Below are 19,475 nucleotides of genomic sequence, written 5' to 3'. Positions count from 1 at the left end.
CTACCGGGAGTAGCCCCGACGGTTGACAAAACTATAGGAACACCCAACGACTAACTTCCTCCTTCCCGTAACCTTTCCGCAACAATTCGTCCTCTGCGGTGCCAGCGCCCGTTCACAACGTCCCCTGCGCTACACTTAGTCGCACTGTGGCGCTGCCGCGCCGCGCCCGACCCAAGGGGGACACTCATGAAGAACACTCAGCTGCTGCTGATTAACGATATGTGCGGCTACGGCAAGGTCGCGCTTTCTGCCATGCTGCCGGTGCTGTCGCACATGGGTTACCGTATCCACAATCTGCCGACGGCACTTGTGTCCGATACGCTCAACTATCCCAAGTTCTACATCCACGACACCACGGAGTACGTGCGCCAAAGCCTCGCTATCTGGGAGGAGCTCGGCTTTGAGTTCGACGCCATCTCGACCGGCTTTATCGTGACCGAGGAAGAGACGCGCATCATCTCGGACTTTTGCCACCGCCGCGCGCAAAAGGGCACCAAGGTGTTCGTCGATCCCATCATGGGCGACAACGGCAAGCTCTATGCCGGTGTGCCCGAGTCCACGATTGGCCTTATGCGGCACCTGCTGGAGTGCGCAGACTACGCGGTGCCCAACTACACCGAGGCCTGTCTGCTCACCGATGCGCCTATTGCAGAGCAGATCACGCCCGACGAGGCCCGCGCCCTTGTGGACGCCGTGCGCGAGCTGGGTGCCAAGTCGGTAGTCATTACGAGCGCCGTGGTCAATGGCACGAACGCGGTTATCGGTTACGACCATGTGGCGGGGGAGCACTTCACGATTCCATTTGAGCTCATTCCGGTCTATTTTCCGGGCACGGGCGACACGTTTTCGGCGGTGCTCGTCGGCCGCGTTATGGCAGGTTGGAGTCTGCAGCGCGCGACGGCCGATGCCATGCGCGTGGTGGCGGAGCTTATCGAGCGCAATGCCGACCAAGAGGACAAGTCGGCCGGCCTGCCCATCGAGGCCTGCCTGGATGTGATTGACCATGAGTAACGCTGGCGAGGGCGGCGTCAAGCCTGTGGGCGAGAACGGGCCGCTCGGCGCGCCGCGTGGCAAGCGGCCGCGTATCCGCGTGAGCTGCGTGGACCAGCTGGGGACGTGCCGCTGCCACCACGGTCATAAGCCGGGCGACGTCTTTGACTTTGACCGAGACCGCGGCAAGATGTGCTCCATGGCCTGCCACGTGGGCTTTCCCTATATCGATATCCTGCGCTATGGCGGAACCGTGCCTGGCAACGAGCCCGGTACGGCAAAGTTCTGCTGCCCCGAGATTGATACGCTGAACGTCTGGCTTGCCGAGATCGTCGACGAGTAACCGAGCGAGGTTTTTCTCCCGTCGAAATATCGAGCGTGGATTATCTCCCGTTTTGGGCGCAATTTCGCACTCAAAGTGGGAGATAGTCCTCGCTCGATTTGTATGCGAGAATCCCGACCTCACTTATGCCCATGCTTAGGCGCACGCGTCGTTGTTCTGTGCGCGAGTAAGCTCAAATTTCTGCATTTCATCCAATTTCGGTACTAAAAATCTCTGTATTTCATCGATAATAGTCGATATAAATATCTGCATTTCATTTATCGAGGCGATGGGAGAGCTTATGTTGCGCAGGAAAATCGCTGATGAGCTTGATTGTTGGCAGAGATCCATTGAACGAAAGGCGTTGTTCGTCACGGGTTCTCGCCAAATCGGTAAGAGCTACTCGATTCGCGAGTTCGGTAAGTCAAACTACGCAACCTATATCGAGCTCAATCTCGCGGAAAATCGCCAGGCAAAAGATGCTCTTCTCGAGGCACGGGATGCCGATGATTTCATCAGCAGGGTGACGCTTCTTTCGGGAAAGCCGATAGCGCCAGGCAAAACGCTCGTGTTTATCGATGAGGTCCAAGAGGCCCCCGACATCATGACGATGGCAAAGTTCCTTGTTGAGGACGGGAGGTGCCACTGGGCGTTTTCGGGGTCAATGCTCGGGACCCAGTTCAAGGGCGTTAGGTCCTATCCTGTGGGATATGTTCACGAGCTTAGGATGTTCCCGCTCGATTTTGAGGAGTTTTGCTGGGCGATCGGGGTGAGCGAAGGAGCTCGCCAAACGATACGCGATGCGTGTATCAGCGAGAAGCCCATTCCTGATTACATTCATGACGCGATGATGGCAAACTTCAGGACCTATACCGTTGTCGGCGGAATGCCGGAGGTCGTGCAGCGTTTCCTTGACACGCAGGGCGACCTTGCCTCTGTTCGTCAGCTACAGTCAGAGCTCAACGAACAGTACCGGCGGGATATCTCCAAGTATGCAAGCGGGCGAGCCCTTCAGGTGCAGAGCATTTACGATCAGCTCCCTATTATGCTCGAGGGCGAAAACAAACGCTTCGTGCTCAATTCCATTGACCCCAAGGCGCATTACGACAAGTACCAGCGAGATTTTGTCTGGCTTGTCGATGCCGGCGTTGCTCTCAAGGCCGATATCGTAACCGAGCCAAAATCGCCCCTGCTCAAGACGGCGCGGCCATCGCAGTTCAAGCTATATCAATCGGATACGGGCATGTTGATGGCGCGCTACCCCGTTGGAGTCGCCCAGGCGGCGTATCTTGATAGCAAGGAGCCCAATCTGGGCGGCATTTACGAAAACGTGGTGGCCCAGCAGCTGGCTGCCCAGAATCGCCAGCTTTACTACTATCAGACGAAAAAGCGCGGCGAAGTGGACTTTGTGGTCGACGGACCGGATGGGACGGCTGTCCCGATCGAGGTTAAATCGGGCTCCTATTACCACGCGCACGCTGCGCTCGGTCATGTGCTTGATACGGCCGAATATGGCGTAAGGCTCGGGATTGTTTTCTCGAGAGGCAACGTTGAGCGCAACGGAGCTGTTCTTTATTTGCCGCTATATGCGACCTGGGTCCTTTCGGATGTTTTGGGCGACTCCCGTGCCGAGGGGATAAAGCTGGAGGTCAAGCAGGTCTAGGGCCAGTCCCGAATGTGACAAAGGGGCAGTCCCTTGGTCGTATCGAGTTCCACTGCCCGAGAAAATGAGCGTGGATTTTCTCCCGTTTAGAGCGCACTTGAACGCTCAAAGTGGGAGATTTTCCACGCTCGATCTGTATACGAGAGAAAATCCACGCTCGATGTATACCGATGACGCGGTTCGCGCGGTTTGTGCGCCCGCAAACCTACATCTGCTCGAGCATGGCAGTGCAACCGTCGAGCACGTCGCGGTAGGTGGCATCGAAGTTGCCGGTGTACCAGGGATCGGCCACGTCGCCGGGGCGCTCGGTCCAATCGAGCAAGCGCGTAATCTTGCCGTCGGGGTCGTCGCCAAAGATGCGGCGCAGGCCACGCGCGTTCTCAGCATCCATATAGACAATGTGATCCCAGTTGCCATACTCTGCGCGACGCACCTGGCGGGCACGGTGCGCAACGACGGGAATCCCGACTTCGCGCAGCTTGGCGACCGTGCCATGATGTGGCGGGTTGCCGATCTCCTCGGTCGAGGTGGCGGCAGAATCGATGACAAACTCCGCCTCGCGCCCGGCACGGCGCACCAGCTCGGTAAACACCGACTCAGCCATCGTCGAGCGGCAGATGTTCCCATGGCAGATAAACAGTACCCGTTGCATATGCGGTTTCCTTTCGATCATCATCGAGCTCGAGCATCGCATCTACGCCTACGCCCTCGCCCGCTTGCGCTCCCAGCGGGCCAGCTTAATCGTCACCAGCGTGAGCGCCCAGGCCACAAGCGAGAACGCGGCGCCCACGGCACCCACGTACGCAATGCCAATGCTGCTTACCACGGCGCCGCCCACTGCAGTGCCAAACGAGATGCCGACGTTAAACGCCATGGGCTCAACCGAACTTGCGAGTACCATCGACTTGGGATGGCGGCTGCGTGCCACGTCCATAAAGTGCGTGATGCACGACACCGAGAACAGGTACATGAGCAACGCCAAGCTAAAGACAAAGACCAGCGCGAGCGGCATGGTGCCGCCCACGGCAAACAGCCCGAGTAACGCCGCCGCCTGCAGCACAAACGTAACAAGCAGTGCCTTCATGCCAAAACGCGCATCGATCCATCCGCCCAAGATGTTTGAGGTCAGGCAAAACACGCCGTAGGCCATAAGCGTGGTACTCGCCTGAACAGTGCCCATTCCCAGCACCTGCTCAAGATAAGGTGTCACGTAGCCGTAGAATACGTAGACCGAGCCCACGCCAAACAAAAAGATGAGCATGCCGGTGATGATACTCGGCTCGCGCAGCAGACCCGCCTGCTCGCGAAAGGTGGCAGGCTCATCGGTTTGCCCAGCGCGCGGCATAAACGCCACGAGCGCTCCGCAGATCAGAACGGCAAAGGTCAGCGTGCCGTACATGGCCACGTGCCAGTCGAGCGTGTCGGCCACGAACTTGCCGATCGAAGTGACAAAGACCATTGCCACGGAAAACGCACCATATACCACCGAGATGGCAAGCGAGGTTTGCTGTGGGGACAGCAGCTCGGGGATGTACGTCACACCCACGGCGAGCAGTGCGCCCGAGACGGAGCCCAGGACAATGCGCGAGATAAACAGCACCTGGAAGTTGGGCGCCAACGCCATGACCAGGTTGCCGAGCACAAAAACGATGCTGTAGCACACGAGCAGCTGGTAGCGGCGGAATCGCCCCGTGCTGAGCGCGAGCACCGGCGTGGCGATAGCGTAGACGAGCGCGAACACGCTGATGAGCTGGCCCGCAGTGGCAAGTGATACGCCGAGTTCCGTTGCCAAGTCGCTTTCGATGCCGATGACCACGAACTCCGAGCAGCCGAGCGAGAAGCCCAACAGCACGAGCAGCGCCAGGCAGAGCTTGGTGCGCGCGGGGGAGAGCGCGGCGGCGGTTGACTTACTTTTAGGCGTGGTTGCGGCGGTCAAGGTTGTCACTCCAATGTCGCATGAATAAGCGGGATTCAATCCCTGCAACTCTAACAGAATGTGTCAGGTGCCTGCCCCCTTTGTCGCAGGCTGCGCTTGCCTGTATAGTCGCAATACAGGCGAAGATGGTCTCAGGTACATCGCGGGCGACAGGAGATCCCATGGGTATGCACACGACAAAGGTTGCAGTGGGCGAGGGCAAGTTTGCGCTCGAGGCCCAGTTGACGGTGACGCCGCGCGGCATGGTGGTGTACGCCTGCTCGCCGGAGTACGCGCATCTGGGCGCCACGGCGCAGGCCATTCCGCGCCCTGAGCCCGGTCGCACGGCGACCGTGAGCATCCTGGCCGTTCCGTGCCATCGAGATGAGATCCCGGCGCACGATATCGCGGCGGCGCTGGCCACGCGCTTTGGCGTGCCGGTAGTTGCAAGCACGGGCTTTCATGTGGAGCATGCGACTGCGGACGATCTGCAGCGCGTGCTCGCTACCACCAAGGAGCTCATCGCCGCGCTCGAGGAGGCCGCCGCGCGCATCCTGCGCGCCGGCTGGGATGAGGGCGGTGCAGGCGCCGAGGTCGTGGCGGTCGATGCCGCGACCGGCGAGGCGCTTGGCCCTGTCGATCGCATCGAGGCACATGCCGGCGAGGGCATTCTGCACCAGGCTTTTCTGACGCTTCTAGTTGAGGGCCGGGGCGAAGACGCGCGCCTGCTGCTCTGTCGTCGCAGCAAGCTCAAGCGCCTTTGGGGTGGGGTGCTTGCCGACGGTTGCGCCGGCCATCCGCTCCCCGGGGAAGACGTCGCGGCCGCCACGGCACGTCGCATGGGCGAGGAGCTCGGCGTCGCGCGCGAGCCGGGCGATCTCAAACATCTGGGCCATATCGTCTACCGCGAGGACCACGGCGACGGTCGCTGCGAGTGCGAATGGTGCGAGGTGTTCGCAGCCCATGTCGAGCCGGGCGAGCTGCATATCAACCAAGAGGAGATCTCGGAGGTGCGTCGCGTGGCCCCGTCCGAGCTCAAAGGCTACCTGCAGGGTCACCCCGAGCAGCTGGCCCCCTGGCTCCGCGAGGCGCTCAGCGACCCATCCATCCGTACGGCCTTCGCTATGTAACAAAGGTACAGTCCCTTTGCCATATCCAAACCGTCACAACATTCGATGAAAATCTCGAAAACGAGGAAAAGCGTCGAATGTTGTGACGGTTTTTGTCTAGGGGATCGCTTCTCATCCAAAAATCCCGCTTGACTGTATTGCAACAACACAGCGCAACGTAAGGGGTGTCCGATAACGGGCGCCCCTTTTTAAGTGGCAACGTGGCCGCGAATCCGGAGCGCCCCCAACAAGAAAGGTGGGGAGATGGAAGCGGAAAAGAAGGCGTTTAAGATCACCAAGCGCGAAATTGGCTTTGTGCTGGGTATCGTTGTCTTTTTGCTGGTGAAGTTTCTTCCTTTGGCGGAGCTGAGCTCGACGGTCGAGCTCACGGTCGGCGCTCAGACCTGTCTAGCACTGACGCTCGCCACGGTGGTGTTCTGGGCATGTGGCGTGGCACAGCCGGGCTTTGTGGGCCTGCTCTACTGCGCGCTGCTCGTTCTGTTCAAGGTGTGCGTGGACGACACGGGCGCCGCGAGCATCTCGGCGACGGTCGCCTCCACGTTTAGCTCGTGGACCAAAGCTACCATGTGGCTCGTCATCGGCGCCTACCTCATCGCCAGCGCGGTCAAGGAGTCGGGGCTGGGCGAGCGCATCGCCTATGCGTTTATGCTCAAGTTCGTGCGCGACGCCAAGTCGCTCATCATCTCGATCTTCGCGCTCACCTTTGTGCTGTCGCTGCTGATCCCGCACCCGTTCCCCCGCGCCTTCCTCATCCTCGCCGTCGTCTCGGTCATCGCCGAGTCCGCCGGCTACGGTGACGATGACCGCGGCAAGCTCGGATTCCTCGTGTTTGCCGCTGCCGCCCCGGGTTCCATGTTCTTCCTGACGGGCGACTCCACGCTCAACCCGCTTGTTGCGCAGTACAGCGCCGAGGCCGGCGGCATGAGCCCGTCCTTTATCGACTGGTTCCTGTACATGAGCGTGCCCATGCTGGTTGCGCTGCTGTGTACCCTGTTCTTGGGCCTCTTCCTCTTTAAGCCCAGCAAGGAGCTCGTCTACGATCGCGAGCGGATCGTGGCCAAGCAGGCCGCGCTCGGTAAGCTCTCCGTCAAGGAGATCCGCACCATCGTGTGGCTTGTCATCGCCATCGCGCTGTGGCTCACCGTCTCGGGCGATTACATCGGCTGGGTGACACTTGCCATCGGTGTCGCGCTCGCCATGCCCATCATCGGCGAGGTCCTTACCCCCGCCAGCTGGAACGCTGTCGACATCAAGTCCCTCATGTTCCTGACGGCCGCCATGGCCGTGGGTTCCGTGGGCGGTGCCACCGGCATGAACGCCTGGATCGCCGATGTCGTGCTTCCCAGCTCCGTGCCCGAGAACATCTTCCTGTTCGCCCTGCTTGTCGCCGCGCTCTCCATGATCATCCACATGTTCATGGGCTCGGTCATGGCCGTGCTCGGCGTGTGCGTGCCGGCGTTCATCAGCTTCGCGGCCGGCTCCAGCGTGAGCCCGCTCGCCGTGGCGCTCATCGTCTTCACGTCCATCAACATCCACTACATCCTGCCGTTCCACAACCTGCCGATCCTTATCGGCGAGGGCAAGGACGCCGGCGGCTACACCTCCAAAGAGGCTATGCGCATGGGCATTCCCCTCACTGCGGTCGTCTTTATCGTCGTGCTGGTCGAGGCCGCCTGGTTCCACCTCTTTGGCCTGATGTAAGCGGTCGAGCGCTTGGGCTGTAAGCAGCCGAGTGCTCGAACTGCGAGTGGCCGAGCGTCCCATCTATGAGCGCCGCGGCCCCACTACGTTACCCAGCCCGGCGGCATCCTCGCCGCCGGGCACTCTCCCGAAAGGAGCACGCTATGTCCACTACCGATGCTTCCCAGATCCACGACCTGCGCTCCGCACTCGACTTTTTGCGCAAGATGCCGGGCCAGCTGCTCGAGACCGACACCCAGGTCGATCCCGATGCCGAGGTTTCGGGCGTCTATCGCCACGTCGGTGCCGGCGGCACCGTTATGCGTCCGACCAAAGAGGGTCCGGCGATGGTCTTCAACAACGTCAAGGGCTTTGACGACGCCAAGGTCTGCATCGGCATGCTTGCCAGCCGCAAGCGCGTTGCCGCCCTGCTCGACCTGGATGAGGAGCACCTGGGCCTCGAGATCGGTAAGCGCTTCGAGAACCTGATCGCGCCCGAGCAGATCGCCGAGGGTGCGCACGTCGACTGCCAAGAGGTCGTGTACAAGGCGACCGACGAGGGCTTTGACCTGCGCAAGATCGTTCCCGCTCCTACCAACACGCCCGTCGACGGCGGCCCCTACATCACCATGGGCCTCGCCTACGGCACGAGCCCCGACGGCTCCCAGTCCGACGTGACCATCCACCGTTTCTCCTGCGTCGACAAGGACAAGCTCGCCATGTGGATTACCCCCGGCAGCCGTCACCTGGGCGCGTTCTTTGACGAGTACTGCCAGCGTGGCGAGGATATGCCCATCTCCATCTCCATCGGTTTGGACCCCGCCGTGTACATGTGCTGCGGTTTTGAGGCTCCCACCACACCGCTCGGCTTCAACGAGCTGCAAATTGCCGGCGCCCTGCGCGGCCACGCTGTCGAGCTTGCCGACTGCGTCACCGTTCCGCAGAAGTGCATCGCCAATGCCGAGTACGTGCTCGAGGGCTACCTCATGCACGACGAGACCATCAACGAGGACGTCAACGGCCACGGCTACGCCATGCCCGAGTTCCCCGGTTACACCGGTGGCGCCAAGGTCTGCCCGGTGATCAAGATCACCGCCGTTACCACGCGCGTCAACCCCATTATGGAGAGCTGCATCGGTCCTTCGCACGAGCACGTGTCCATGGCCGGTATCCCCACCGAGGCCTCCATCTACAAGATGGTCGAGACCGCCATCCCGGGCCGTCTGCTCAACGTCCACGCCGCTCCCTGCGGCGGCGGCAAGTTCGTTGCCATCATGCAGTTTAAGAAGTCGAGCAAAAATGACGAGGGCCGTCAGCGCAACGCCGCCATGCTCGCCTTCTCGGCATTCTCCGAGCTCAAGCACGTCATCCTTGTTGACGAGGATGTCGATATCTTCGATATGAGCGACGTGATGTGGGCCATGACCACGCGCTTCCAGGCCGACGTCGACCTCATCACCATCCCCGGCTGCCACTGCCACGTGCTCGACCCGTCCAACGACCCCGCGTTCGACCCCACGATTCGCGAGCACGGCATCGCCTGCAAGGCCATCTTCGACTGCACGGTCCCGTTCGACCTCAAGAAGAACTTCATTCGCTCGCAGTTCATGGAGATCGACACAGACAAGTGGGCCAAGGAGATTGCTTTCTAGTAAGTAGCCCTACCAAGTAGTTAAGGAGCCGTCATGCCTGAGTCTTCTGTCCGTCCCCGTCGCATTGTCGTTGGCGTGTCTGGCGCCAGCGGTGCCGCGCTGGGTCTTGAGTGCCTCAAATGCCTGCGCCAGGCAGGTGCCGAGTCGGCGCTTGTCGTCACGCGCGGGGGAGAGATCACCATCGAGCAGGAGCTCGGCATGACGCTCGACGAGTTTGCCACGCATGCCGATGTGGTCTACGACAACAAGAACATCGGCGCTGCCATCGCAAGCGGCACCTATCCGGTCGATGGCATGATCGTGGCACCCTGCTCCATGAAGACGCTCGCCGGCATCGCGAGCGGCTACAGCGAAAACCTGTTGCTGCGTGCGGCCGACGTGCAGATGAAAGAGCAGCGCCGCCTGGTGCTCATGGTGCGCGAGACGCCCTTCAGCGCCATTCATGTCGACAACATGGCGCGCCTGGCGCGCGTACCGGGCGTCATGCTCATGCCGCCCATGCTCACGTTTTACAACGGCCCCGCCACGCTCGATGACGCGGTGCATCACATCGCCGCCAAGGCGCTCGAGGCCGTCGGCGTGTCATGTGCAAACTATAAGCGCTGGTCATAGGCGTCTTTAGGGTAGGATACGAGTAGTGTTTGAGCCCGCTGCCCCTGTGGGCGGCGGGCTTTGTGCGCAAAAGGGATGTGTCGGGAGGACCTATGCAGACGGGCATGTATGCGATTAGCGAGATGGCGAGCTTGTTTAACGTTTCGCGCCAAACGCTCATCTACTACGACAAGATCGGTCTGTTTAAACCCGCCGTGGTGAACGAAAAGGGCTACCGTTTCTATTCGCCCACGCAGATCCCGCTCATGCGTCTGATCTGCATGCTGCGCGACCTGGGGCTCGAACTCGACGAGATTGACCGCCTGACCTCGACGTTCGACATTGGCGAGATGACCGATCACCTGCGCTCGCGGGTGCAGGCGCTCGATGAGCAGATTGCCGGGCTCAAAGCCGAGCGCGCGAGCGTACAGGAGCGTCTAAGCTTTTACGACGAGGCGGTTTACTGGCGCGAGCGCGAGGGCAAGCCGGAGCTCAAGCAATTCGAGCGTCGCTACGTGGTCTTTGAGGAGTTTCCGGGCGATATCGAGCGCGGCCGCTCGATGCTGCACCCTACGCTCATGCGGGCAATCCTGCGCATGCGTACGTTGACGGGCACGCGCCCCATGCGCGGTTGGGGCGCCATGCTGCGTCGCGAGGCGCTGCATTCCGACGACCCTATCGCCGGCGCGGGCTCCTTTGTCGTGCTGCCGCGCGGTGTCGAGGAACTGCTGCCGAGCGACGCTGCCGAGCTGGCAGAGATCGGCATCGAGGTGCTGCCCGAGGGCACATACCTGTGCATGAGCCGCTGGGGTATGCCGTACGAGCCCGAGGGCATCCGCGCCATCGTTGCCTGCATGGACGAGCACGCGCTCCAGCCCGTTGGCAACGCTTTCGACTTTTGCTACCTCGATACCACGAGCTACGACGAGTCCCACCAAGAGGACTTTTGCTGCATCCAAATCCCCGTCGCCCTCCAGATGTGACAACGGGACAGTCCCTTTGCCACATCCATTTCTTAGAAACTTGCAAAATCTGCAAGTTTCTAAGGCGTCATCTTATAAACTTGCAAAATTTGCAAGTTTCTATGTTTTCACGTCTGGTCGTGTGACAAAGGGACAGTCCCTTTGTCACATTCCGTGCGAGCTCCTGTGCCATCTGGGGGTATAAGGCTAGCAAGTGTTTATTTGCGAGGCCAAGGGGGCGCCCCGTATGGATATCGATAACTTTGAATGGTGGTATAGCGAGGGCGAGGCTCCGGACGAGGAGTGGGACGAGCCCGCGCCGCGTGGCGTGTCGAGCGACGAGGACGAGAGCGGCAACGATGTCGTCGAGACGGACGCCGCTTCCGACTCCGCCGAGCCCCTGACCTTTGAACAGGCTTGGGCCCAGGCCGAGGCCGACGAGGCAAAGGCCGATGCCACGGCCACGCTCGGTGAGCCGGCCGATATGTCCATCTCGCCGGCAAAGACCCCGCAACCTCGCCATAACATCGACCCCGACAGCACGGCATCCTTCAGCATTCTCGACGTGCCCTCGCAGGGTGCTCAGGCGCCCGCGCCCACGCGTCGCCCCAATCTGTCTCGCGAGGAAGATGCGGGACGTCGCTCGCCGCTCGGCCCCATTCTCATCGCCTTTATGGCCGGCGTCATCGCTTGCTCGGCGATCGGAAATGTCTGGAGTCACGTGGAGCAACAGCGCAAAGACGCCGCCAAGGTCGAGATGTCCGTCGAACAATCGCTCAGCCGCACGCGCTCGGTGCATGTGTCGGTCGAGGTTAAGGACGGCGCGACGTGGGATACCGCGCGCGGCGATAGCCAAATGCTCGTCCATATCGTGGGCCGCACACTCAAGGGACAAGCAATCGACGAGTATCAATACGTCAATTCCGAAGGTGACGGCATCGAGCTCAAGCCCGGCGACTACGAGCTCACGGTCGATGAGCCGCCCGTCGCCACCGACGGCACGCGTTACCGTGCCTCAAAGCGCATGGTTCCGGTGAGTTTTAATTCACAGGCGCCCGATACGGTCGATAGCACGCCGCAGGGCGGGTTTGACCTTTACGCTATTGCTCAATAACTGCACCTGTCGCTCAACCCCGCCGCCAAGAGTGGGACAATAGCCCTCGACACTGTTGTTTACTTTTGGAGGAAGTAGCATGTCCACCGTCACTACCATCAAGCGCGGCGGCCTCACCGCGGCCATCGATTCCATGGGTGCCCAGCTCACGAGCCTTGCCCTCAACGGCAACGAGTATCTGTGGCAGGGCGACCCCGCCTTTTGGGGCAAGCATGCGCCCATCCTGTTCCCCATTGTGGGCTCGCTGCGCAACAACACGGCGACGTCTGCGGCCGGCACCTGCGAGATGCCGCGCCACGGACTCGCGCGCATCGTCGAACACAAGCTGGTCGAGGTTTCGGAGGACGGCTCCTCGGTAACGTACGAGATCACCGACACGCCCGAGTCGCTCAAGGCGTTCCCGTTCCACTTTAAGCTCAGCATGACCTATGCCTTGACCGGCGACGCCACCCTCACGCAGACCTTTGCCGTCACCAACACCGGCGACGTGGACCTGCCGTTCTCGGTGGGCGGCCACCCCGCGTTTAACGTACCGGCTCCCGGTGCCGAGGACGAGGCGTTCGAGGATTACGAGCTGGCGTTTACCGAGGCTTGGACTAACGAGGCCCCCGTCATCACGCCCGACGGTCTTATGACGTTCGAGGGTAGTTACAAGGCTCCCGATAACTCGGACGTGCTGCCCATCGCGCACCGCAGTTTCGATAACGATGCCATCATGTTCACCGATACTCCGGGCTCTACGCTCACGCTGCGCGGTCGCAAGTCGGGCCACGGCGTCAAGATCGACTTTGAGGGCTTTAAGTACATCGGCGTGTGGTCTGCCGCCAACGACGCTCCGTTTGTGGCGCTCGAGCCCTGGACCGGCCACACCACCATGGACACCGAGGACGATGTCTTTGAGCACAAGGTCAATACCATTACGCTGGCGCCGGGCGAGACGGACGTCCGCAGCTTTAGCGTCACCCTGCTCTAGAGGTTCCGCCGTTCTGACGAACGGCGGACCGGTCGACGCTGCGCGCCACCCAGAGCGACAATTTGCCATTCAAAAGGCACGGCATGACCAGAAGGTCTATGCCTTGCCTTTTTCATGCCAAGTGGTACATGGGGGCAGGCTGCTTTGCGCCAATCGTCTTCGTGTGTCTATTATTTTTTCGCGCACATGCCGCGCTGCTGGTTGTTGACGTATATCCTGTCTTATTGTCAGCAAAACGACATAGGGAAGGCATCAGATGCAACCTCGACTACAGCGCGACGCGCAGACCCAGCCGGTGTGCAGTCGTCGCATCTTCTTGGGTAGCGCCCTCGCTGCGAGCGCAACCGTTGTCGCCGGCGCGCTTGCCGGCTGCCAGCGTCCGTCCACACTCAAGGTGGTCCAGCCCACGACGGGCGGCGGTCGCGATGACCTGTCCGATTCCGTTATCGGCAAGGATAAGATCCGCATTGGCATGGAGGCGGCCTACGCCCCGTACAACTGGCAGGTTTCCGAGGCCAGCGAGTTCACCATTCCCATCGACAACGTGCAGGGCGCCTATGCCGACGGCTACGACGTGCAGATCGCCAAGATCGTCTGCAAAGCCCTCGGCGGCGAGCCTGTTGCCGTCAAGCAGAGCTTCTCGGGCCTTATCGATTCGCTTAACAACGGCCAGATCGACCTCATCATCGCCGGCATGAGCGCCACGCCCGAGCGCGAGGAGTCCGTCGGCTTTTCCAAGCCGTATTTTATCGGCTATTTTGGCCTGTTCGTAAAAGAGGGCTCGCCCTACCAAAACGCGACCAAGCTCAGCGACTTTAGCGGCGCCACGGTGCTCGGCCAAAAGGACACGATGCTCGACACCGTCATCGACGAGATTCCGGGCGTCGTCCACAAAAATCCGGTCGATTCGGTACCCACGGTGTTCTCGAACCTGCTGCAGGGCACTTGTGACGCCGTGACCTACAACACCGAAAACGAGAAGGGCTATATGGCCCAAAACCCGGGCATCGTGCCCATTCGCTTTGCGGAGGGCGAGGGCTTTAAGCAGGAGGTTACGACAAACGTCGGTTGCCGCAAGGGCTCGGACAAACTGCTTAAGCTCATCGACAAGACACTCAAGGGCATTAGCCAAGAGGAGCGCGACCAAATGTGGGACGCGTGCCTCGACCGTCAGCCGGCATAGGGAGGCAGCATGAAAGCCATCAACCGTCTGGCCTCCTTTATCAAGGCCGACCACCGTTATGTATACCTGGGCACGAGCGTCATCGCGGCGCTCGGCCTGGCGTTTAGCCAGCGCAACCCCACACCGCTGAGCTTCTTAGCCCCCACCGGTATCTTCCAGGATTGCCTTTGGGCGATTCTTTGGGCCTGGATTGTCGTGTCGGCAGCGGCGCTTGTCACCAAGCTTATGCACTGGAGTGACTATCGCGAAAAGTCGCCGTTCGCATCCGAGCGTTTCCGCCGCGGCGCGCGCCTGGGTAGCTATGTTGTGGTCGCTATCGCGGCGATCTTCTTTATCGACCGCTGCGTCATGTCGTTTATCGACCTGGTGCAGGTGAGCATTGTCTCGGATTCCAACCCCAGCGACTTTTTGTCGAGCCTGGTCTACATGACCTACAAGAGTGGCGACTTCTTTATCCGCGGTATCGAGATCACCATCGCGCTTGCGACCTTCGGTACCGTCATCGCATTCTTCCTGGCGCTGCTCTTTGTGTTCCTGCGTATTCAGACCTTTGACCGCGTGGACAACGACCTGGTGCGCTTCTTTAAGAGTATCGGCCGCGGCTTTGCGACCATCTACTCCACCATCGTGCGCGGCACGCCCATGATGGTCCAGGGCCTGCTCATCTATTACGCGGGCTTTACCGTTTTGCGCGGCATGGGCTTCGAGACCGCTCAGGCCAACCAGATCTGGAGTACCTTCACCGCCGGCCTCGTCACCATCTCGCTCAACTCCACCGCCTACATGATGGAGGTCCTGCGCGGCGGCATCGAGTCCATCGATCCCGGCCAGGCCGAGGCAGCGCGCTCGCTGGGCCTGTCGCAGTGGCAGGCCATGCGCAAAGTCGTGTTCCCCCAAGGCATTAAAAACGCGATTCCGGCGCTCACCAACGAGCTCATCATCAACATTAAGGACTCGTCGGTGCTCTCGGTCATCGGCGTGTTCGACCTTATGTACGCTACTACCACGGTCGCCGGCGTGTACTACCGCCAGATGGAGGTCTACTGCGTGGCGCTCGTGGTCTACCTGATCCTGACACTCGTGGCGAGCCGCCTGCTCGAAGCCTTTGGCAAAAAGCTGGGCGCCGAGGCCCCTGCCACGCTGCCCAGCTCCAACTAGGCGCAAGACGAGGAGAATCATCATGGCAGATACCGCCACTACCGGCACTGCGGCAGCCGTGCAAAACCAAGAGCCGCTTATCCGCGTCGAGGGCCTGCGCAAGAGCTTTGGCTCACTCGAGGTGCTCAAGGGCATCGACCTGTCCGTCAATTCCGGTGAGGTTGTCACCATCATCGGCGCCTCGGGCTCGGGCAAATCGACCTTCCTGCGCTGCCTCAACCTGCTCGAGACCCCGGACGCGGGCCACATCTGGTTCCACGGCCAGGACCTCACGGCCGAGCGCTGCAACATCAACAAATTGCGCGAGGACATCGGCATGGTGTTCCAGGGCTTTAACCTGTTCAACAACATGGATGTGCTCGACAACTGCACGCTCGCGCCCGTCACGCTCAAAAAGATGAGCAAGGCCGAGGCCGAGAAGGTCGCGATGGAGCATCTGACGAGCGTGGGACTCGAAAAGTTCGCGCACGCCGCCGTTGGCCGCCTGTCCGGTGGTCAAAAACAGCGCGTGGCCATCGCTCGTGCCCTATGTATGAATCCGCAGATCATGCTGTTCGACGAGCCGACCTCCGCGCTCGACCCCGAGATCGTGGGCGAGGTGCTCGAGGTCATGCGCAAGCTCGCCGCCGACGGCATGACCATGGTCGTCGTCACGCACGAGATGGCCTTTGCCCGCACGGTGTCCGACCGCGTGGTCTTTATGGACAAGGGCGTGGTGCTCGAGGATGCCGCGCCGGCCGAGCTCTTCGGCAACCCCAAACACCAGCGCACTCGTGAGTTCCTCTCTCGCTATCTCGAGGACAAATAACCGACCGCAAACGCTTACGTTGCAGGGCCGCTCCCGTGGGGCGGCCTTTGTCGTCACAATCGAAAGGATGTCATGGCCGAGGTTTGGCGCTTCTTTGCGCATGAGGACGATTTTGCCGATATAGACGAGGTCAGCGCGTGCGAGCGCTTGGGCCGCGTGCTGTCGTTTCCGACCATTTCGAGCATGGATGCCGAGGCGGTGGACTGGCAGCCCTTCGACGACCTGCGCGCCTATATGCAGCAGGCCTGGCCGCGCGTGTTTGCGGCGGGCGAGGTCGAGCTTATCGACCACTCGCTGTTGGTGACGCTTGTCGGCTCCGACCCTGCTCTCAATCCTGTTATGCTCATGGGCCACATGGACGTGGTCCCCGTGGTGCCGGGTACCGAGGCCGACTGGACGCACGCCCCCTTTAGCGGGCACGTGGACGACACCTACATTTGGGGCCGCGGCGCTATCGACATGAAGGATCAGGTCGCAGGCATTCTCGAGGCGGTTGAGTATGCATTGGCGCACGGTTGGGAGCACAAGCGTTCGCTGTTGCTCGCCTTTGGCCAGGACGAGGAAACCACGCAGTACGGCGCTGGAGCTATCGGCCGCGTGCTCGAGGAGCGCGGTGTTGAGCTCGAGTTCCTGATCGACGAGGGCGACTACCGTATTGTTTCGGCTGCCGAGTACGGCGCGGGCGAGGGCTGGCTTATGCATGCCGACCTGGCCGAAAAGGGCTATGCCGATATCGTGCTCAAGACGAAGAGCGCGGGCGGGCATTCGTCTAACCCCTACGGCGGCACGTCGCTCGAGGTGCTCAGCCGTGCCATCGCCGCAATCTGCGATATCGAGTGGCCGACGCGCGTGACCGATCTGCTTGCCGCGCAGCTTGTCGAGCTGGGGCTCTACACGGCGGATGAGATTGCCGCCAACGGGGGCGCCATTGTCCGCGATTGCCTCGCCAGCAAGAAGCTCTATCCGCTGGTGACGACCACCTGCGCGCCCACGCAGATCGAGGGAGGCAGCGCCGGCGCCAACGTGATGCCGCAGGATATGTGGGCCAACATTAACTTCCGCATGCTCGAGGGCACGAGCGTGGCCGACGTTGTGGCGCGCTGCCGTGAGGCGGTTGCCGGGGCGGACCTTGCCGGTCGTGTCGAAGTGGAGCTGGGCCCCGGCAGCTCCGAGCCCTCGCCGTCCCCGCGCATCGGTGGTCCCGGCCTCGAGGCGGTTCGCTCCATCGCCGCCCGCTATTTCTGCGATCCAAAGGGGACGGAGGAAAACGGATCATCCGAGCCGTTGGCGATTGTCCCCTCGACCGTGATCGGCGCGACCGACGCTGCCAACTACCAGCACATTTGCTCCGAATGCATTCGTTTTTCGGCGTTTGTGGTCGACGATGACGAGTGCGACCGCGGCGTCCACGGCACCAACGAGCGCATCACCCGCCGCGCCTACCTCCAGGGTGTTCGCTTCCTCATCGCCCTGCTCCATACGCTCTAGAATCCGACAAAGGGACTCTCCCTTTGTCGGATTCCGTGCGGGTTGTATGCAGGTTTGCCTGCGCACGCTATCATGTATGGGTTAGACCGCAACTATGTACCCCCATACGCGAAGGGATGCGCATGTATCTGAAGATCGACATGTTCTAGCCGGGCTTTACCCCCGCAGCGGCGCCCCGCGCCCCATCAATTCTGCCGATTTTCACCTTCACGCATATAAAAGGAGTCCGTCATGCGCGACAAGCTCGAAAAGATCATCAAGGCCTACGAGGAGCTCGAGAAGAAGCTTTCCGACCCAGCCGTCGCCTCCGATATCAAGGAGTTCACGCGTCTCAACAAGGAGTACGCGCACCAGTCCGACCTCATCGCTGCCTCGCGCGAGTACATCGGCGCGCTCGATGACATCAAGGCTGCCAAGGAAATGCTCCACGATACTACCGATGCCGATGAGAAGGAGATGCTCCAGATGGACATCTCCGAAAACGAGGCCAAGCTTCCCCAGCTCGAGGAAGACATCAAGTACATGCTCATCCCGAGCGACCCCAACGACGACAAGAACACCATCGTCGAGATTCGCTCCGCCGCCGGTGGCGACGAGGCGGCCATCTTCGCCGGCGACCTGTACAAGATGTATCAGCGCTTCTGCGAGTCGCGCGGCTGGAAGACCACCGTGCTCGACTCCAGCCCCAGCGAGGCCGGCGGCTTTAAGTCCATTGAGTTCAAGGTCGAGGGCGACCGCGTCTACTCCGTCATGAAGTTCGAGTCCGGCGTGCACCGCGTCCAGCGCGTTCCCAAGACCGAGTCCCAGGGCCGTATCCAGACCTCCACGGCAACTGTCGCCGTGCTTCCCGAGGCCGAGGAGATCGACGTCCAGATCAACCAGTCCGACCTGCGCATCGACACCTACTGCGCCTCCGGCCCTGGCGGTCAGTGCGTTAACACCACTTATTCCGCCGTGCGCATCACCCACCTTCCCACCAACACCGTGGTGCAGTCGCAGGAACAGCGCTCCCAGATCCAGAACCGCGAGGTCTGCATGCAGATGCTGCGCGCCCGCCTGTACGAGATGGAGCTCGAGAAGCAGCAGGCAGAGCTCGGTGCCGAGCGCCAGAGCCAGATCGGCCACGGCAACCGTTCCGAGAAGATCCGCACCTACAACCAGCCCCAGGACCGCGTGACCGATCACCGCATCGGCTTCAATTCCACCTACAACGGCGTCCTCCTGGGCGACCAGCTCGGCACGGTCATCGAGGCACTCGCCGCCGCCGAGCGAGCCGAGAAGCTGGCACAGGCTGTCTAGTGGGTTACGGCGTTTTACCAAACGCCGTAACAGCTCGACGCTGCAAACGCCCCTAAGCGGCAATCTGACGTTCAATCGTCGGTCGCGTACCGAAGTACGCTTCCCTCCTCTTTCACGTCACCTTGCTCGCTTAGGGGCGTTTTCGCTGACGTATGCTCAACCTGTGGCGGGGCACTCATTGGGGACAGACTTAAATGAGTAGTCGTTGGGGACGTTCTTAAACGACTAGTCGAATAAGAACGTCCCCAATGACTAGGTTGGGTAAATTACTAATTGAATTTATTTAATCTGCTTTGTTGGAAATTAAGCTATTTACCTGCTTTAAGAAATTATCGGCATTCATCTGCTATTGAAAATATTGCTCCAAAAATCGTCCGAGAAGTCGCGGGGCGATTTTTGATGGGTCGTGCGTCAAGCGATGTGGCAAGTTCTTGGTTAGATATTGGTCAGTTTTGGGGCAACCTTGCCAAAAGCTTGACGAATGCAAATCTAGACGTCGGCGAATGAACACTTTGAGCGAGCCCGGTGCAAAATTCTGGGCTGATTC

17 protein-coding genes are annotated in these 19,475 nt (G+C 60.8%); 15 read left to right on the top strand and 2 right to left on the bottom strand.

From position 1 onward, the window contains the following. Positions 1-186: 186 nt before the first annotated feature. From DXC99_RS09810 to DXC99_RS09800, 3 genes are all read left to right on the top strand, one after another. On the top strand, positions 187-1,011 hold the full coding sequence (locus DXC99_RS09810; protein WP_117582979.1) for a PfkB family carbohydrate kinase: 825 nt from the start codon (positions 187-189) through the stop codon (positions 1,009-1,011). Further along, the gene (locus DXC99_RS09805; protein ID WP_117582980.1) at positions 1,004-1,333 is read left to right on the top strand and encodes a TIGR04076 family protein; all 330 of its coding nucleotides are present in this window, start codon (positions 1,004-1,006) and stop codon (positions 1,331-1,333) included. The genes DXC99_RS09810 and DXC99_RS09805 overlap by 8 nt, the downstream gene beginning before the upstream one ends. A 151-nt stretch (positions 1,334-1,484) precedes the next feature. Further along, positions 1,485-2,975 (top strand): ATP-binding protein, encoded by a 1,491-nt coding sequence (locus tag DXC99_RS09800; RefSeq protein ID WP_199408912.1) that lies wholly within the window; start codon positions 1,485-1,487, stop codon positions 2,973-2,975. A gap of 205 nt (positions 2,976-3,180) precedes the next feature. On the opposite strand, the gene DXC99_RS09795 is transcribed toward DXC99_RS09800, so the two are convergent. Both DXC99_RS09795 and DXC99_RS09790 read right to left on the bottom strand, forming a co-directional pair. After that, entirely contained in the window at positions 3,181-3,627 is a 447-nt protein-coding gene (locus DXC99_RS09795; protein WP_117582982.1) for a low molecular weight protein-tyrosine-phosphatase, read from the bottom strand. 48 nt (positions 3,628-3,675) lie between these two features. Further along, positions 3,676-4,920: an MFS transporter gene (locus DXC99_RS09790; RefSeq protein WP_233503773.1), complete on the bottom strand. Its 1,245-nt coding sequence runs from the start codon at positions 4,918-4,920 to the stop codon at positions 3,676-3,678. Between the two features lie 152 nt (positions 4,921-5,072). Between DXC99_RS09790 and DXC99_RS09785 the strand changes: the two genes are divergently transcribed. The 12 genes from DXC99_RS09785 to prfA all read left to right on the top strand — a co-directional run bounded on the left by DXC99_RS09785 (position 5,073) and on the right by prfA (position 18,928). Further along, complete coding sequence (locus tag DXC99_RS09785) at positions 5,073-6,020, top strand: isopentenyl-diphosphate delta-isomerase (protein WP_158551698.1); 948 nt, start codon at positions 5,073-5,075, stop codon at positions 6,018-6,020. Positions 6,021-6,263: 243 nt separating this feature from the next. Then, on the top strand, positions 6,264-7,721 hold the full coding sequence (locus DXC99_RS09780; protein ID WP_199408911.1) for an SLC13 family permease: 1,458 nt from the start codon (positions 6,264-6,266) through the stop codon (positions 7,719-7,721). A 143-nt stretch (positions 7,722-7,864) separates the two neighbouring features. Then, positions 7,865-9,352, top strand: coding sequence for a UbiD family decarboxylase (locus tag DXC99_RS09775; RefSeq protein WP_117582984.1), 1,488 nt, complete (start codon positions 7,865-7,867; stop codon positions 9,350-9,352). Between the two features lie 33 nt (positions 9,353-9,385). Then, on the top strand, positions 9,386-9,964 hold the full coding sequence (locus DXC99_RS09770; protein WP_117582985.1) for a UbiX family flavin prenyltransferase: 579 nt from the start codon (positions 9,386-9,388) through the stop codon (positions 9,962-9,964). 92 nt (positions 9,965-10,056) lie between these two features. Then, complete coding sequence (locus tag DXC99_RS09765) at positions 10,057-10,926, top strand: MerR family transcriptional regulator (RefSeq protein ID WP_117630044.1); 870 nt, start codon at positions 10,057-10,059, stop codon at positions 10,924-10,926. Between the two features lie 226 nt (positions 10,927-11,152). After that, positions 11,153-12,019 carry a hypothetical protein gene (locus DXC99_RS09760; RefSeq protein WP_117582987.1) on the top strand — a complete coding sequence of 289 codons (867 nt, stop codon included), beginning with the start codon at positions 11,153-11,155 and terminating at the stop codon, positions 12,017-12,019. 79 nt (positions 12,020-12,098) lie between these two features. Next, the gene (locus DXC99_RS09755; RefSeq protein WP_117582988.1) at positions 12,099-12,992 is read left to right on the top strand and encodes an aldose 1-epimerase family protein; all 894 of its coding nucleotides are present in this window, start codon (positions 12,099-12,101) and stop codon (positions 12,990-12,992) included. A 256-nt stretch (positions 12,993-13,248) separates the two neighbouring features. Then, positions 13,249-14,175, top strand: coding sequence for a transporter substrate-binding domain-containing protein (locus tag DXC99_RS09750; RefSeq protein ID WP_117630043.1), 927 nt, complete (start codon positions 13,249-13,251; stop codon positions 14,173-14,175). A gap of 9 nt (positions 14,176-14,184) precedes the next feature. After that, positions 14,185-15,333 (top strand): amino acid ABC transporter permease, encoded by a 1,149-nt coding sequence (locus DXC99_RS09745; protein ID WP_089573111.1) that lies wholly within the window; start codon positions 14,185-14,187, stop codon positions 15,331-15,333. A 22-nt stretch (positions 15,334-15,355) separates the two neighbouring features. Next, positions 15,356-16,141 carry an amino acid ABC transporter ATP-binding protein gene (locus tag DXC99_RS09740; RefSeq protein ID WP_089573110.1) on the top strand — a complete coding sequence of 262 codons (786 nt, stop codon included), beginning with the start codon at positions 15,356-15,358 and terminating at the stop codon, positions 16,139-16,141. 72 nt (positions 16,142-16,213) lie between these two features. Then, complete coding sequence (locus tag DXC99_RS09735) at positions 16,214-17,629, top strand: M20/M25/M40 family metallo-hydrolase (RefSeq protein WP_117582990.1); 1,416 nt, start codon at positions 16,214-16,216, stop codon at positions 17,627-17,629. Positions 17,630-17,860: 231 nt separating this feature from the next. Continuing rightward, positions 17,861-18,928, top strand: a complete 1,068-nt coding sequence (gene prfA / locus DXC99_RS09730) for a peptide chain release factor 1 (protein ID WP_117630042.1) — start codon at positions 17,861-17,863, stop codon at positions 18,926-18,928. Positions 18,929-19,475 lie beyond the last annotated feature (547 nt).

The sequence above is a fragment of the Collinsella sp. TF10-11AT genome (genome assembly GCF_003437565.1).
Classification (GTDB): domain Bacteria; phylum Actinomycetota; class Coriobacteriia; order Coriobacteriales; family Coriobacteriaceae; genus Collinsella.
This window is presented reverse-complemented; position numbering and strand designations above follow the sequence as displayed.

Excerpts from the sequence above, each read along its gene's own strand:
- DXC99_RS09745 (WP_089573111.1), top strand. The coding sequence starts at position 14,185 with ATGAAAGCCATCAACCGTCTGGCCTCCTTTATCAAGGCCGACCACCGT.
- DXC99_RS09805 (WP_117582980.1), top strand. The coding sequence starts at position 1,004 with ATGAGTAACGCTGGCGAGGGCGGCGTCAAGCCTGTGGGCGAGAACGGG.
- DXC99_RS09795 (WP_117582982.1), bottom strand. The coding sequence starts at position 3,627 with ATGCAACGGGTACTGTTTATCTGCCATGGGAACATCTGCCGCTCGACG.
- DXC99_RS09785 (WP_158551698.1), top strand. The coding sequence starts at position 5,073 with ATGGGTATGCACACGACAAAGGTTGCAGTGGGCGAGGGCAAGTTTGCG.
- DXC99_RS09770 (WP_117582985.1), top strand. The coding sequence starts at position 9,386 with ATGCCTGAGTCTTCTGTCCGTCCCCGTCGCATTGTCGTTGGCGTGTCT.
- DXC99_RS09780 (WP_199408911.1), top strand. The coding sequence starts at position 6,264 with ATGGAAGCGGAAAAGAAGGCGTTTAAGATCACCAAGCGCGAAATTGGC.
- DXC99_RS09775 (WP_117582984.1), top strand. The coding sequence starts at position 7,865 with ATGTCCACTACCGATGCTTCCCAGATCCACGACCTGCGCTCCGCACTC.
- DXC99_RS09750 (WP_117630043.1), top strand. The coding sequence starts at position 13,249 with ATGCAACCTCGACTACAGCGCGACGCGCAGACCCAGCCGGTGTGCAGT.
- DXC99_RS09810 (WP_117582979.1), top strand. The coding sequence starts at position 187 with ATGAAGAACACTCAGCTGCTGCTGATTAACGATATGTGCGGCTACGGC.
- DXC99_RS09755 (WP_117582988.1), top strand. The coding sequence starts at position 12,099 with ATGTCCACCGTCACTACCATCAAGCGCGGCGGCCTCACCGCGGCCATC.
- prfA (WP_117630042.1), top strand. The coding sequence starts at position 17,861 with ATGCGCGACAAGCTCGAAAAGATCATCAAGGCCTACGAGGAGCTCGAG.
- DXC99_RS09735 (WP_117582990.1), top strand. The coding sequence starts at position 16,214 with ATGGCCGAGGTTTGGCGCTTCTTTGCGCATGAGGACGATTTTGCCGAT.
- DXC99_RS09740 (WP_089573110.1), top strand. The coding sequence starts at position 15,356 with ATGGCAGATACCGCCACTACCGGCACTGCGGCAGCCGTGCAAAACCAA.
- DXC99_RS09760 (WP_117582987.1), top strand. The coding sequence starts at position 11,153 with ATGGATATCGATAACTTTGAATGGTGGTATAGCGAGGGCGAGGCTCCG.
- DXC99_RS09765 (WP_117630044.1), top strand. The coding sequence starts at position 10,057 with ATGCAGACGGGCATGTATGCGATTAGCGAGATGGCGAGCTTGTTTAAC.